At 67.7% G+C, this 14286-nt stretch carries 19 protein-coding genes and 1 pseudogene; all 20 read right to left on the bottom strand.

Features of this window, described 5'->3' with window-relative positions; all coding sequences use genetic code 11:
- On the bottom strand, window positions 1–576 hold the full coding sequence (gene rplE, locus ACOJV9_RS01170) for a 50S ribosomal protein L5 (RefSeq protein WP_420183343.1): 576 nt from the start codon (window positions 574–576) through the stop codon (window positions 1–3).
- 5 nt (window positions 577–581) lie between these two features.
- Entirely contained in the window at window positions 582–938 is a 357-nt protein-coding gene (gene rplX, locus ACOJV9_RS01165; protein ID WP_420183342.1) for a 50S ribosomal protein L24, read from the bottom strand.
- Window positions 939–941: 3 nt separating this feature from the next.
- Window positions 942–1310 carry a 50S ribosomal protein L14 gene (gene rplN, locus ACOJV9_RS01160; protein WP_035931773.1) on the bottom strand — a complete coding sequence of 123 codons (369 nt, stop codon included), beginning with the start codon at window positions 1308–1310 and terminating at the stop codon, window positions 942–944.
- Between the two features lie 81 nt (window positions 1311–1391).
- The gene (rpsQ, locus tag ACOJV9_RS01155) at window positions 1392–1691 is read right to left on the bottom strand and encodes a 30S ribosomal protein S17 (protein WP_420183341.1); all 300 of its coding nucleotides are present in this window, start codon (window positions 1689–1691) and stop codon (window positions 1392–1394) included.
- 32 nt (window positions 1692–1723) lie between these two features.
- Window positions 1724–1936: pseudogene (rpmC, locus tag ACOJV9_RS01150) on the bottom strand (50S ribosomal protein L29); the annotation flags it as partial.
- Window positions 1936–2355, bottom strand: coding sequence for a 50S ribosomal protein L16 (rplP, locus tag ACOJV9_RS01145; protein ID WP_056140760.1), 420 nt, complete (start codon window positions 2353–2355; stop codon window positions 1936–1938). The gene rplP and the pseudogene rpmC, both read right to left, overlap by 1 nt.
- The gene (rpsC, locus tag ACOJV9_RS01140; protein WP_420183340.1) at window positions 2355–3179 is read right to left on the bottom strand and encodes a 30S ribosomal protein S3; all 825 of its coding nucleotides are present in this window, start codon (window positions 3177–3179) and stop codon (window positions 2355–2357) included. The genes rplP and rpsC overlap by 1 nt, the downstream gene beginning before the upstream one ends.
- Window positions 3179–3553, bottom strand: a complete 375-nt coding sequence (gene rplV, locus ACOJV9_RS01135; protein ID WP_420183756.1) for a 50S ribosomal protein L22 — start codon at window positions 3551–3553, stop codon at window positions 3179–3181. Before rplV ends, rpsC begins: the two co-directional genes overlap by 1 nt.
- 35 nt (window positions 3554–3588) lie before the next feature.
- Window positions 3589–3870, bottom strand: coding sequence for a 30S ribosomal protein S19 (rpsS, locus tag ACOJV9_RS01130; protein ID WP_035931765.1), 282 nt, complete (start codon window positions 3868–3870; stop codon window positions 3589–3591).
- Between the two features lie 17 nt (window positions 3871–3887).
- Window positions 3888–4724, bottom strand: a complete 837-nt coding sequence (gene rplB, locus ACOJV9_RS01125; RefSeq protein ID WP_420183339.1) for a 50S ribosomal protein L2 — start codon at window positions 4722–4724, stop codon at window positions 3888–3890.
- A 31-nt stretch (window positions 4725–4755) separates the two neighbouring features.
- On the bottom strand, window positions 4756–5055 hold the full coding sequence (rplW, locus tag ACOJV9_RS01120) for a 50S ribosomal protein L23 (protein ID WP_420183338.1): 300 nt from the start codon (window positions 5053–5055) through the stop codon (window positions 4756–4758).
- A complete protein-coding gene (gene rplD / locus ACOJV9_RS01115) occupies window positions 5052–6059 on the bottom strand; it encodes a 50S ribosomal protein L4, sunset domain variant (protein ID WP_420183337.1) in 1008 nt (335 codons plus the stop codon). The genes rplW and rplD overlap by 4 nt, the downstream gene beginning before the upstream one ends.
- Window positions 6060–6064: 5 nt before the next feature.
- Window positions 6065–6721: a 50S ribosomal protein L3 gene (gene rplC / locus ACOJV9_RS01110; RefSeq protein ID WP_420183336.1), complete on the bottom strand. Its 657-nt coding sequence runs from the start codon at window positions 6719–6721 to the stop codon at window positions 6065–6067.
- A gap of 11 nt (window positions 6722–6732) precedes the next feature.
- Window positions 6733–7041 (bottom strand): 30S ribosomal protein S10, encoded by a 309-nt coding sequence (gene rpsJ, locus ACOJV9_RS01105; protein ID WP_009775966.1) that lies wholly within the window; start codon window positions 7039–7041, stop codon window positions 6733–6735.
- Window positions 7042–7486: 445 nt separating this feature from the next.
- Complete coding sequence (locus ACOJV9_RS01100) at window positions 7487–8575, bottom strand: YihY/virulence factor BrkB family protein (RefSeq protein ID WP_420183335.1); 1089 nt, start codon at window positions 8573–8575, stop codon at window positions 7487–7489.
- A 102-nt stretch (window positions 8576–8677) separates the two neighbouring features.
- On the bottom strand, window positions 8678–9262 hold the full coding sequence (locus tag ACOJV9_RS01095; protein WP_420183334.1) for a hypothetical protein: 585 nt from the start codon (window positions 9260–9262) through the stop codon (window positions 8678–8680).
- A gap of 324 nt (window positions 9263–9586) precedes the next feature.
- Window positions 9587–10783, bottom strand: coding sequence for an elongation factor Tu (gene tuf / locus ACOJV9_RS01090; protein ID WP_420183333.1), 1197 nt, complete (start codon window positions 10781–10783; stop codon window positions 9587–9589).
- 134 nt (window positions 10784–10917) lie between these two features.
- Entirely contained in the window at window positions 10918–13035 is a 2118-nt protein-coding gene (fusA, locus tag ACOJV9_RS01085; protein ID WP_420183332.1) for an elongation factor G, read from the bottom strand.
- Between the two features lie 122 nt (window positions 13036–13157).
- Window positions 13158–13628, bottom strand: a complete 471-nt coding sequence (gene rpsG, locus ACOJV9_RS01080; protein WP_420183331.1) for a 30S ribosomal protein S7 — start codon at window positions 13626–13628, stop codon at window positions 13158–13160.
- The gene (gene rpsL, locus ACOJV9_RS01075; RefSeq protein ID WP_035931747.1) at window positions 13628–14002 is read right to left on the bottom strand and encodes a 30S ribosomal protein S12; all 375 of its coding nucleotides are present in this window, start codon (window positions 14000–14002) and stop codon (window positions 13628–13630) included. Before rpsL ends, rpsG begins: the two co-directional genes overlap by 1 nt.
- Between the last annotated feature and the right edge of the window lie 284 nt (window positions 14003–14286).

The raw sequence follows: 14286 nt of genomic DNA, 5'->3' as shown, positions 1-14286 counted from the left end.
TCAGTTCTCCTTGAACGGGAAGCCGAGCGCCTTGAGCAGCGCGCGTCCCTCGTCGTCGTTCGTCGCGGTGGTGACGATGGTGATGTCCATGCCCCGGACGCGGTCGATCTTGTCCTGGTCGATCTCGTGGAACATCGACTGCTCCGTGAGGCCGAAGGTGTAGTTGCCGCGGCCGTCGAACTGCTTGGGGCTCATGCCGCGGAAGTCACGGATGCGGGGAAGCGCGACCGAGATGAGGCGGTCGAGGAACTCCCACATGCGGTCCCCACGCAGCGTGGTGTGCGTGCCGATCGGCATGCCCTCACGCAGCTTGAACTGGGCGATGGACTTGCGCGCCTTGGTGACGACCGGCTTCTGGCCGGTGATCGCCGTGAGGTCGCGGACCGCGCCCTCGATGAGCTTGCTGTCCTTGGCCGCGTCGCCGACACCCATGTTGACGACGACCTTGACGACGCCGGGAACCTGCATGACGTTGGCGTAGCCGAACTGCTCCTGGAGCGAGCCCTTGATCTCGTCGGCGTAGCGGGCCTTGAGACGCGGCTGGGTGGCCGTGGTGTTCTCGGTCTGGGTGCTCATGGTGCTCACAGGTCCTTGCCCGAGCGCACGCTGACGCGGGTCCGGACGGCCTTCTGGCGTCCGTCACGCTCAACGGTCTCGATGCGGGTCTTGGTACGGGTCGGCTTCTTGTCGGAGGGGTCGACCAGCTGCACGTTGCTCACGTGGATGGGCGCCTCCTGCACGACGAGGCCACCGGTCTGGCTGCCACGGGCGGTCTGGCCGGCCTTGGTGTGGCGGGTGACGCGGTTGACGCCCTCGACGAGGACACGCTCGGTCTCGCGGTAGACCGCGATGACCTTGCCGGTCGAGCCGGCGTCCTTGCCGGTGAGCACCTGGACGGTGTCACCCTTCTTGATCTTCATCTTTCCTGACTTCGCCATGGGTCAGAGCACCTCCGGCGCCAGCGAGATGATCTTCATGAACTTCTTGTCGCGAAGCTCACGGCCCACCGGGCCGAAGATGCGGGTACCACGGGGGTCACCGTCGGTCTTGAGGATCACTGCAGCGTTCTCATCGAACTTGATGTAGGAGCCGTCGCTGCGACGGCGCTCCTTCTTGGTCCGGACGATGACCGCCTTGACGACGTCGCCCTTCTTCACGTTGCCACCGGGGATGGCGTCCTTCACCGTGGCGACGATCGTGTCGCCGATACCGGCATACCGGCGACCCGAGCCCCCGAGAACGCGGATGCACAAGATCTCCTTGGCACCCGTGTTGTCGGCGACGCGCACTCGCGACTCCTGCTGGATCACTTATCTGTCTCCTATACGTCGTGCTGGTTCTCTGGACCGCCTCCGGGAAGCGGTGGCGGCAGAGCCTGGCCGAACTGGGGCTTACTTGGCCTTTTCGAGGATCTCGACCAGGCGCCAACGCTTGGTGGCCGAGAGCGGTCGGGTCTCCATGATGAGGACGCGGTCGCCGATGCCGGCGGTGTTGCCCTCGTCGTGTGCCTTGACCTTGCTGGAGCGACGCAGCACCTTGCCGTAGAGGGCGTGCTTGACGCGGTCCTCGACCTCGACGACGACGGTCTTGTCCATCTTGTCGCTGACGACGTAGCCCTGGCGGGTCTTGCGGTGGCTCCGCGCGTTCTCGGTCTCGCTCTGCACGGTCTCGTCCTTCACGTTCTCACTCACTTGGTGTCCTCCGACTTCGCCGGGGCGGAACCGATACCGAGCTCGCGCTCACGCATCTCGGTGTAGATCCGGGCGATGTCCTTGCGGACCGCACGGAGACGACCGTGGTTGTCGAGCTGGCCGGTGGCGGACTGGAACCGCAGGTTGAACAGCTCCTCCTTGGCCTTGCGCAGCTCGTCGACGAGACGGTCGTCGTCGAACCCACGAAGCTCGTTGGAGATCAGGTCCTTGGAACCGACTGCCATCAGAAGTCACCACCCTCACGCTGGACGAAGCGGCACTTCATCGGCAGCTTGTGCATGGCCAGGCGCATGGCTTCGCGCGCGACCTCTTCGGACACACCGGAGATCTCGAACATGATGCGTCCCGGCTTGACGTTGGCGATCCACCACTCGGGCGAACCCTTACCGGAACCCATGCGGGTCTCAGCCGGCTTCTTGGTGAGCGGGCGGTCGGGGTAGATGTTGATCCACACCTTGCCGCCACGCTTCATGTAGCGCGTCATGGCGATACGCGCGGACTCGATCTGACGGTTGGTGACGTAGGCCGGCTCGAGAGCCTGGAGGCCGTAGTCACCGAAGGCGATGACGGTGCCGCCCTTGGCAGCGCCCGAGCGACCCGGGTGGTGCTGCTTGCGGTGCTTGACGCGACGGGGGATCAACATCAGCTGGCCCCTCCCTCGGTGGTCTCTGCGGGGGCCGGAGCCTCGGCAGCGGCCGGGGCGTCGGTCTGCGGAGCGTCCTGGCGGTCGCCACGACGAGCGCGGGCGGGACGGTCGGCACCGGGACCGTCGCGGCGCGGGCCACGGCCCTGACGCGGCGCGGCCGCCTGCTGCTGGGCGAGCTCACGTGCGGTGACGTCGCCCTTGTAGATCCATACCTTGACGCCGATGCGGCCGAAGGTCGTGCGGGCCTCGTAGAAGCCCACGTCGATCTGCGCACGCAGCGTGTGCAGCGGCACGCGACCCTCGCGGTAGAACTCGGTGCGCGACATCTCCGCGCCGCCGAGACGGCCGGAGACCTGGACGCGGATGCCCTTGGCACCGGCGCGGGTCGCCGACTGCATGCTCTTGCGCATGGCGCGACGGAACGAGACGCGGGCGGAGAGCTGCTCGGCGACGCCCTGGGCGACGAGCTGCGCATCGGTCTCGGGGTTCTTGACCTCGAGGATGTTCAGCTGCACCTGCTTGCCGGTGAGCTTCTCGAGCTCGCCGCGGATGCGGTCGGCCTCGGCACCACGACGGCCGATGACGATGCCCGGACGCGCCGTGTGAATGTCCACGCGGACACGGTCACGGGTGCGCTCGATCTCGACCTTGGAGATGCCGGCTCGCTCCATGCCCTCGGACATGAGCTTGCGGATGGCGACGTCTTCCTTGACGTAGTCGCGGTAGCGCTGGCCCTCCTTGGTGGAGTCAGCGAACCAGCGGCTGCGGTGCTCCGACGTGATGCCCAGACGGAAGCCGTGCGGGTTGACCTTCTGACCCATTAGAGGTTGCCTCCCTTGCTGGACTTGGTCTGGGGCGCGACGACCACGGTGATGTGGCTCGTGCGCTTGTTGATGCGTGAGGCGCGACCCTGTGCGCGCGGACGGAAGCGCTTCATCGTGGCGCCCTCGTCGACGTAGGCCGAGGTGATGACGAGCTCGCGCTCGTCGAACCGCTCGGCGGTCTTGTCGGCCTTGACCCGGGCGTTCGCGATGGCGCTCTCGAGCACCTTGAGGATCGGCTCGGACGCGGACTGCGGAGCGAAGCGCAGCGTGGCGATGGCCTCGCTGGCGTTCTTGCCGCGGACCAGGTCGATGACCCGGCGCGCCTTCTGCGGCGTCACCCGGACGTGGCGGGCCTGAGCCCGCGCCTCCAGGGTGACGGCTGCGGTGTCGGTGGTGTTGGTGGCCATCAGCGGCGCCGGCCCTTCTTGTCGTCCTTCACGTGACCCCGGAAGGTGCGCGTGGGTGCGAACTCGCCGAGCTTGTGGCCGACCATCGACTCGGTGACGAACACCGGGACGTGCTTGCGGCCGTCGTGGACGGCGAGGGTGTGGCCGAGCATGTCCGGACTGATGACCGAACGGCGCGACCAGGTCTTGATGACGTTCTTGGTGCCCGCTTCGTTCTGGACGTCGACCTTCTTCTGAAGGTGGCCGTCGATGAAGGGGCCCTTCTTCAAGCTACGAGGCATGTGTCAAAGGCTCCTTGTCAGCGCTTCTTGCCAGTGCGGCGTCGGCGGACGATCATCTTGTCGCTCGGCTTGCCGGGGCGGCGGGTGCGGCCCTCGGGCTTGCCCCAGGGGCTCACCGGGTGGCGACCACCGGAGGTGCGACCCTCGCCACCACCGTGCGGGTGGTCGACCGGGTTCATGACGACACCACGGACGGTCGGGCGCTTGCCCTTCCACCGCATGCGGCCGGCCTTGCCCCAGTTGATGTTGGACTGCTCGGCGTTGCCGACCTCGCCGATCGTCGCCCGGCAACGCGCGTCGACGTTGCGGATCTCGCCGGACGGCATACGCAGCTGGGCGTAGGGACCGTCCTTGGCGACGAGCTGCACTCGGACTCCGGCTGAGCGCGCGATCTTCGCGCCGCCACCGGGGCGGAGCTCGACGGCGTGCACGACCGTACCGGTCGGGATGTTGCGCAGCGGCAGGCTGTTGCCGGGCTTGATGTCGGCGCCGGGGCCGTTCTCGATGTTGGCGCCCTGCTCCAGGCCCTTGGGGGCCAGGATGTAGCGCTTCTCACCGTCGGCGAAGTGCAGCAGCGCGATGCGCGCCGTGCGGTTGGGGTCGTACTCGATGTGAGCGACCTTGGCCGGGATGCCGTCCTTGTCGTGGCGACGGAAGTCGATCAGTCGGTAGGCGCGCTTGTGGCCACCACCGATGTGACGCGTCGTGATACGGCCGTTGTTGTTGCGGCCGCCGCTCTTGGTGAGCGGGCGCACGAGCGACTTCTCAGGCGTGCTGCGCGTGACCTCGACGAAGTCTGCGACGCTCGAGCCGCGACGGCCAGGCGTCGTCGGCTTGTACTTGCGGATACCCATGTCGTGTTTCCTTAAGTTCCTCAGTCGTCTCTCAGGCGCCGGCGCTGCCGAAGATGTCGATCGTGCCCTCGCGGAGGGTGACGATCGCGCGCTTGGTGTCCTTGCGCTTGCCCAGGCCGAAGCGGGTACGCCGCGTCTTGCCCTTGCGGTTGAGCGTGTGGACGGAGTCGACCTTGACGTTGAAGATCTGCTCCACGGCGATCTTGATCTCGGTCTTGTTCGAGCGGGGGTCCACGATGAACGTGTACTTGCCCTGGTCGAGCAGTCCGTAGGACTTCTCGGACACGACCGGTGCGACCAGGATGTCGCGGGGGTCCTTACCGATGCTCACTTCTCCTCCTCGGAGATCTGCTGGGCGGACTCGCCACCGGCCGGGACGAAGCCGGCGGTCTTCGCGGCGTCCGCGGAGCGGAACCAGACCTCGGCGTCGGTGGCGTCGTACCAGCGGGAGCCGGGCACGTGGTACTTCATCGAGTCCTTGTTGCCCTTGACGTCGAAGCCCGCAGGAGCGGACCCGTCCTCGAGGGCGGCGTGACTGTCGGGGCCGAAGCCCGTGTCGCCCTCGGCCTGGTCGGCCTCGGTCTCCACGGTCTCGGTCTCGACGAGCGTGGCGGGCTTGTCGGCCTTGGCCGGCTTGTCGGCCTTGGCCGGCTTGTCGGCCTTCGCGGCGGCGGGGGCCGCCTCGGTGGCGACGGCGGGCTCGACGACCTCGAGGACGTCCATCGACCTCACGTTGCCGGCGGGACCGGCGACGAAGGTGTCGAAGGCGGCCTGGGTGAAGACGACGTCGTCGGCGCAGAGCACGTCGTACGTGTTGAGCTGGTCGGCCGCGATCACGTGGACGTTGTCAAGGTTGCGCACCGACTTCATCGACACGATGTCCGTGCGGTCGAGGACGATGAGCATGTTCTTGCGGTCGGTGAGGCCCGCGAGCAGCTCGACGGCGTCCTTGGTGGACGGCGCGTTGCCGGTGACGAGCGAGCTGACGACGTGGATGCGGCCGTGACGGGCACGGTCCGACAGGGCGCCGCGCAGGGCAGCAGCCTTCATCTTCTTGGGGGTCCGCTGGGTGTAGTCACGCGGCGTGGGGCCGTGGACGACGCCACCACCGGTCCAGTGCGGCGCGCGGGTCGAGCCCGCACGGGCGCGGCCGGTGCCCTTCTGACGGTGCGGCTTGCGACCACCACCGCGGACCTCGCCGCGCGTCTTGGTCGAGTGCGTGCCCTGACGGGCGGCAGCGAGCTGCGCGACGACGACCTGGTGGATGAGCGGAATGTTGGTCTGCACGTCGAAGATCTCGGCGGGCAGCTCGACGTTCACGGTGTTCGTGGCCATGACGGTCACGCTCCCTTCACGGCGTTGCGGACGAGCACGACCGCGCCGCGGGGACCGGGGACGGCGCCCTTGACGAGCAGCAGGCCGCGGTCGGCGTCGACGGCGTGGATCGTGAGGTTCTGGGTGGTCTGGCGCACGCCACCCATGCGGCCGGCCATGCGCATGCCCTTGAAGACACGACCCGGGGTGGCGCAGCCACCGATCGAGCCCGGCTTGCGGTGGTTCTTGTGGGAACCGTGGGAGGAGGAGACACCGTGGAAGCCGTGACGCTTCATGACACCGGCGAAGCCCTTGCCCTTGGTCGTGCCGGACACGTCGACGGCCTGACCGGCCTCGAACGTCTCGGCGGTGAGCTCCTGGCCCAGCGAGTACTCGGCGGCGTCCGCGGTGCGGAGCTCGACGAGGTGGCGGCGCGGCGTGACGCCGGCCTTCTCGAAGTGGCCGGTGAGCGGCTTGGTCACCTTGCGCGGGTCGATGGCGCCGAACGCGATCTGCACCGCGGCGTAGCCGTCGGTGTCCGCGTTGCGCACCTGGGTGACGACGCAGGGGCCCGCCTCGATGACGGTGACGGGGACGAGCCGGTTGTCGGCGTCCCACACCTGGGTCATGCCGAGCTTCTTGCCCAGCACACCCTTCACGGTCTTGTCTGCAATGTTGGTCATCTGGTCAACCCTCAGAGCTTGATCTCGATGTTGACGTCAGCCGGGAGGTCGAGACGCATCAACGAGTCGACGGCCTTGGGCGTCGGGTCGATGATGTCGATGAGGCGCTTGTGGGTGCGCATCTCGAAGTGCTCGCGGCTGTCCTTGTACTTGTGCGGCGAACGGATGACCACGAAGACGTTCTTCTCCGTGGGCAGCGGCACAGGGCCGACCACCGTCGCGCCGGCACGGGTCACCGTGTCGACGATCTTCCGCGCCGAGTTGTCGATGACCTCGTGGTCATACGACTTCAAGCGGATGCGGATCTTCTGTCCCGCCATCTTGGCTTCCGTCTCTCTCTCGCCGTCGTCTTGCATCTGTCTGTGGCCGGTGCCGGTCCGACCCCCGAGGTCGGGCGTGTCGCGCCCGCTCCGCGGTCCGACGGCATACGCAGCTCGCGTGTGGTCGTCGGGTGGATCGAATTCCCGGGAAACCGGGGCTGCTCTGGCCTGCCGTGTGTCGCCCCGGCGCTGCCGGTTCGGTTGGTTCTCACGTGCAGTGGCGGACCGGCAACCCTCGAGTGGTCGAGGGGATGGCGTCCCGCACCAAGCAACCTGACAAGTGTGCCAGAGCGGGTGTCGACCTACCAAATCGTGCCCGCGACGGACGGCAAGGACGGCCTCGTGGCGCGTCGCCGGTGCGGCGACCCGTGGGGCAGACGCAGGTATGCCGTCCGCTCGAGTCGAGCGGACGGCATACCGTCTCGTGGTCGTCAGCGATGACGGGTCAGCGGCGGCTCCGGTCGGTCCGCTCGTCCTGGCCGTCTCCCCCCGCCTGCTCCCGGAGGCGGCGGCCCTCGGCGACGTGCTCCTTGCGCCTCTTCTCCTTCTTCGTGAGGTTGGTGTCGTCACGCGGCGGGAGCTGCAGCGTCTCCTCGGCCTCGATGCCGGCCTGCAGCTGGCGCGAGCGCTCCAGCTCGGAGTCGACCTCGGCGCCGAAGAGCAGGGCGAGGTTGGTGAGCCAGAGCCACAGCAGGAAGACGATGACGCCGGCGAGGGAGCCGTAGGTCTTGTTGTAGGAGCCGAAGTTGGCGACGTAGAAGCCGAAGACCAGCGAGGCCAGCACCCACACGACGATGGCGATCCCCGCGCCGACGCTGATCCACCGGAACTTGGGCTGCTTCACGTTGGGCGTGGAGTAGTAGAGCATCGCCACGAGGATGACGACGACGAGCAGGATCACCGGCCACTTGGCGAAGTTCCAGACGGTCACCGCGGTCGAGCCCAGCCCGATGGTGTCGCCGACGGTCTCGGCGAGGGGACCGCTGACGACGAGCGCCACGAGCACCAGGGCGACGAGGATGACGCCGACGAGCGTGAGGAGCAGCTGGAGGGGCCGCAGCTTCCAGAAGGGGCGGCCCTCGTCGATCTGGTAGATCCGGTTCATGGCCCGCCCGAACGCCCCGACGTAGCCCGATGCCGACCACAGGGCACCAGCGAGACCGGCGACGAGAGCGAGCCCGGCCGCGTTGGCCTGGGCCATCTGGGTGATCGGTCCCTCGAGCTGGTCAGCGGCGGTGCCCTGACCCAGGTCGCGCACCATGTCGAGCAGGGCCGTCGTCGTGCTCTCCCCCTGCCCGAACACCCCGAGCAGGGACACGAGCGCGAGGAGGGCGGGGAAGAGGGAGAGGACGGAGTAGTAGGTCAGGGCGGCCGCGAGGTCGGTGCACCCGTCGTTGGTGAACTCCGCCCATGCCTTCTTCGCGGTGTACTTCCAGGAGGGCTTGGTCAGGTCGCCCGGGGAGTCGGGCTTGTCGTCCGCGTCCTGGTGGGGGGCTGTCTTGGCCCTGGTCGTGCTGCTGCCGTCGTGTGCCATGGCTCCTTTCTACCCGCGGCCCGCACCCGGGATGCGATCCCCGCCGCCGAATGCGGCGAACCCCGCGGACCGGTCCACGGGGTTCGCCGCCGAGTCAGCCGGTCAGCGGGGGCCGCCACCCCCGAGGACGCCGGCGTCGAAGGCCTTGAGCACGGAGGCCCTGTCGGCCCCGGTGAGCGTGCCCTCGTCGACGGCGGTGTCGAGCCGCTCCCCCAGCCGGGTGCGGTGCTCGGCCTGCCGCTCGCCGCGGATCGCAGTGAGCGCGTCGGTCAGCTCCGCCTCCGTGACACCGAGCTCCTTGGCCAGGGCCGTGACGTATGCCGCCCGGCGAGCCTCACGCTGAGCCTCGGTCGGCCGGGTGCCCTCGGCGGGCCTCTCGGTGGGGCGGTTGGCCTCGCGGACCTTCGTGACGGCGGCCTCGACCGTGGCCTCGCCGAGGCCGAGCTGCTCGGCGAGGGCGGAGGCGTCGGCGCCGCCGTGCAGGCCCCTGCCACCGGGACCACCGTGGCCGCGTGGGCGCTCACCCGTGGTCCCGTCCGTGCCGGAGTCGAGGGTGGCGCTCGAGCTGCTCGGCGTCGGGGTGGGCGTGGTCTCGGCCAGTGCTGCGTTGGCACCGATGCCGAGGGTGACGACGGCCGCCGCGCCGGCCATGCCGGCCAGCGCCGTGGTGGTGGTGATCCTGGTCATCGAGGATGTCCTCTCCTGAGGGCCGGCCCGGGTGGCCGACCTCGTCGTCCGACCACTGTCGGGCGCGGGTCTGGGGCGGACCCATGGTGAACCTGTCACCCACCTGTGGTTCCGGCCCGTTCCGGTTGCCGCCGGACATGCAGTCACGCTCCCGAGGGCGCTCAGAGGCGACTGCAGGGGCGGCCACTGCCGGCAGTGCATGTCCGACGGCGTGCACGGCGGCGTGAACGAGCCACCGGGGCATCCGGAAGGGCCCCGCCTGCCGAAGCAGACGGGGCCCTTCTCGGTGGGGCGTCAGTGCGACGCGACCAGTGTCAGATCAGATCACTTGGTGATCTTGGTGACGCGGCCGGCGCCGACGGTCCGGCCACCCTCACGGATGGCGAACTTGAGGCCCTCCTCCATGGCGATCGGCTGGATGAGCTCGACCGACATCTCGGTGTTGTCGCCGGGCATGACCATCTCGGTGCCCTCGGGCAGGGAGACGACGCCGGTGACGTCCGTGGTGCGGAAGTAGAACTGCGGGCGGTAGTTGTCGTAGAACGGCGTGTGACGGCCGCCCTCGTCCTTGGACAGGATGACGACGTTGGCCTCGAAGTTCGTGTGCGGGGTGATCGAGCCCGGCTTGCAGATGACCTGCCCGCGCTCGACCTCCTCGCGCTTGATGCCACGGATGAGGAGACCGACGTTCTCGCCCGCACGACCCTCGTCGAGGAGCTTGCGGAACATCTCGATGCCGGTGACCGTGGTCTTGGTGGCCGGGCCCTCGTGGATGCCGACGATCTCGACGTCCTCGTTGACCTTGAGGATGCCGCGCTCGATACGACCGGTGACGACGGTGCCACGACCGGTGATCGTGAAGACGTCCTCGACGGGCATGAGGAACGGCTTGTCCACGTCACGCTCGGGCTCCGGAACGGACTCGTCGACCGCGTCCATGAGCTCGATGACCGACTTGCCCCACTCGGCGTCGCCCTCGAGCGCCTTGAGCGCCGAGACCTTGACCACGGGGACGTCGTCGCCCGGGAACTCGTAGGTCGACAGCAGCTCGCGGACCTCCATCTCGACGAGCTCGAGGATCTCCTCGTCGTCGACCATGTCGGCCTTGTTGAGCGCCACAACGATGTAGGGGACACCAACCTGGCGGGCCAGGATGATGTGCTCCTTGGTCTGCGGCATCGGGCCGTCAGTGGCGGCGACGACGAGAATCGCACCGTCCATCTGCGCAGCACCGGTGATCATGTTCTTCACGTAGTCCGCGTGACCGGGGCAGTCGACGTGGGCGTAGTGACGCTTCTCGGTCTGGTACTCGATGTGCGCGATGGAGATCGTGATACCGCGCTGCTTCTCCTCGGGCGCCTTGTCGATGTCGTCGAACGCGAACTGCGGGTTCAGGTCCGGGTACTTGTCGTGCAGGACCTTCGAGATCGCAGCCGTCAGCGTCGTCTTACCGTGGTCGATGTGACCAATGGTGCCGATGTTGACGTGCGGCTTGGTCCGCTCGAACTTTGCCTTCGCCACTTGGTGTCCTCCTCAGGACTCTTTGGTGAAACGCCTCACGACCGGGCAGGACGTGGCGTCGTACTTGGGGGTGGTTGAACTGGAACTCCGGCAGATGCCGGGTGCCAGATCCGGACCAGCGACCAGTCTAGCGGTCACTCGCCCCGGGTCTTGGCGATGATCTCCTCGGCCACGGACTTGGGCACCTCTGCGTAGGAGTCGAACTCCATCGAGTAGTTGGCCCTGCCCTGCGTCTTCGACCGGAGGTCGCCGACGTAGCCGAACATCTCGGACAGCGGGACGAGGCCGCGGACGACCTTGGCACCGCTGATGTCCTCCATGGCCTGGATGTGGCCACGGCGCGAGTTGATGTCGCCGATGACGTCGCCCATGTAGTCCTCGGGCGTACGCACCTCGACGGCCATCATCGGCTCGAGGAGCACGGGGTCCGCCTTGCGGACGGCCTCCTTGAGCGCCATCGACCCAGCGATCTTGAACGCCATCTCCGAGGAGTCGACGTCGTGGTAGGCGCCGTCGAGCAGCGAGGCCTTGATCCCGACGAGCGGGTAGCCCGCGAGCACGCCGTACTGCATGGCGTCCTGGATGCCGGCGTCGACGGACGGGATGTACTCGCGCGGGATGCGGCCACCGGTGACCTTGTTCTCGAACTCGTACAGCTCGCCGGACTCCGTGGTGTCCAGGGGCTCGAGACGGATCTGGATCTTGGCGAACTGGCCGGACCCACCCGTCTGCTTCTTGTGGGTGTAGTCGTGCTTCTCCACCGTGCGACGGATGGTCTCGCGGTAGGCGACCTGCGGCTTGCCGACGTTGGCCTCGACCTTGAACTCGCGCTTCATGCGGTCCACGAGGATGTCGAGGTGGAGCTCGCCCATGCCGGCGATGATCGTCTGGCCGGTGTCCTCGTCGAGGTGGACCTGGAAGGTCGGGTCCTCGGCGGAGAGCTTCTGGATGGCCGTGGAGAGCTTCTCCTGGTCACCCTTGGTCTTGGGCTCGATGGCCACCTGGATGACCGGGTCGGGGAACGACATCGACTCGAGCACGATCTGCTGGTCGGGGTCGCTCAGGGTGTCACCGGTCGTGGTGTCCTTGAGGCCGATCGCCGCGTAGATGTGACCCGCGAGGGCCTCGTCCACGGGGTTCTCCTTGTTGGCGTGCATCTGGAAGAGCTTGCCGACGCGCTCCTTGCGGCCCTTGGTCGTGTTGACGACCGGCGAGCCGGCGGCGATGCGACCGGAGTAGACGCGGATGAAGGTCAGCGTCCCGAAGAACGGGTGGCTGGCGACCTTGAACGCGAGGGCCGAGAACGGCTCGTCACGGTCCGGGCGGCGGGTCATCGGGACGTCCTCGTCGCCGGCCTTGTGACCGACCATCGGGGGCACGTCGATCGGCGAGGGGAGGTAGTCGACGACCGCGTCGAGCATCGGCTGGACACCACGGTTCTTGAACGCCGAGCCGCAGAGGATCGGGTACAGGGTCGAGGTGACCGTGAGCTGGCGGATGCCGGCCTTGATCTCGGCGACGGTGAGCTCCTCGCCACTGAGGTACTTCTCCATGAGGGCATCGTCGGACTCGGCGACACGCTCGATGAGGTGGTGGCGGTACTCGTCGGCCTTGGCCTGGAGGTCCGCGGGGATCTCCTGCACCTCGTACTTGGCGCCCATGGTCACGTCACCCTTGGCGTCACCCGGCCACACGAGCGCACGCATCTCGACGAGGTCCACGACACCGATGAAGTCGTTCTCCGCGCCGATCGGCAGCTGGATGACGAGGGGCTCGGCGCCCAGACGGTCCTTGATGGTGTCGACGGTGAAGTAGAAGTCCGCGCCGAGCTTGTCCATCTTGTTGACGAACGCGATGCGGGGGACGTCGTACTTGTCGGCCTGGCGCCACACGGTCTCGGACTGGGGCTCCACGCCCTCCTTGCCGTCGAAGACGGCGACGGCACCGTCGAGGACGCGCAGCGAGCGCTCCACCTCGACGGTGAAGTCCACGTGGCCCGGGGTGTCGATGATGTTGATCTGGTTGTCGCCCCAGAAGGACGTCACGGCGGCCGACGTGATCGTGATGCCGCGCTCCTTCTCCTGCTCCATCCAGTCGGTCGTCGAAGCCCCGTCGTGGGTCTCGCCGATCTTGTGGTTGACGCCGGTGTAGAAGAGGATGCGCTCCGTCGTCGTCGTCTTGCCGGCGTCGATGTGCGCCATGATGCCGATGTTGCGGACCTTGGTGAGGTCCGTCAGGACGTCGAGTGCCACTCGTTCATCTCATTCCTGGTTGCTGAAGCTCTGCGTGCTGTGTCGTGCGGTGTGCAGTTCAACGTCAACTGCGGACTCCGGTATGCCGGGAGCGCAAGGCGCGCACCCGGCATACCGGGAAGTCACCAGCGGTAGTGCGCGAAGGCCCGGTTGGACTCGGCCATCTTGTGGGTGTCCTCGCGGCGCTTGACTGCGGCACCGAGGCCGTTGGAGGCGTCGAGGATCTCGTTCATGAGGCGCTCGGTCATCGTCTTCTCACGACGCTGACGCGAGTAGCCGACCAGCCAGCGCAGCGACAGGGTCACTGCCCGGTTGGGCTTGACCTCGATCGGCACCTGGTAGGTGGCGCCACCGACGCGGCGGGACTTGACCTCGAGCGTCGGCTTGATGTTGTCGAGCGCACGCTTGAGCGTGAGCACGGGGTCGGTGCCGGTCTTCTCGCGGCAGCCCTCGAGGGCGCCGTAGACGATGGTCTCGGCGATGGACTTCTTGCCGTCGAGGAGGATCTTGTTGACCAGCTGCGTGACGAGCGGGCTCTGGTAGACCGGGTCGACGAGGAGGGGGCGCTTCGGCGCGGGGCCCTTACGAGGCATTACTTCTTCTCCTTCTTGGCGCCGTAACGGCTGCGAGCCTGCTTGCGGCCCTTGACACCCTGGGTGTCGAGCGAGCCGCGGACGATCTTGTAGCGGACGCCGGGAAGGTCCTTCACACGGCCACCGCGGACGAGCACGATGGAGTGCTCCTGGAGGTTGTGGCCCTCACCGGGGATGTAGGCCGTGACCTCGATGCCCGAGGTGAGCTTGACGCGCGCAACCTTGCGGAGCGCGGAGTTCGGCTTCTTGGGGGTGGTGGTGTACACGCGGGTGCACACACCGCGGCGCTGCGGAGAGCCCTTGAGGGCAGGAGTGGTGGTCTTCGTGACCTTGTCCTGCCGGCCCTTGCGCACCAGCTGGTTGATGGTAGGCAACCTGGATCCTTTGTCTGTCTGGTCGATGCCACGGCGGGTGCCGCGACTCCTTGAGGTGTCCGGAGCTCGACCCCCGAGGTCGGGCGTGTCACTCCGGGTGCTCCCCCCTGCACTCCCCGTCCCAGCCCGCATCACAGTGACGTGATCGGTGGTGGTGTGGGGTGCCCGGCGGAAGGTGGGCGGCCGTGCGCTCTCGCACGCGGCTCGTGTCGTCTGGTCCTAGCCAGACACGGTTCTCCACGATACCGGCATGAGGGGAGCGCACCAAATCGCGCCCGCTCCCT

The sequence above is a fragment of the Knoellia terrae genome (genome assembly GCF_048606435.1).
Lineage (GTDB): Bacteria > Actinomycetota > Actinomycetes > Actinomycetales > Dermatophilaceae > Knoellia > Knoellia terrae.
This window is presented reverse-complemented; position numbering and strand designations above follow the sequence as displayed.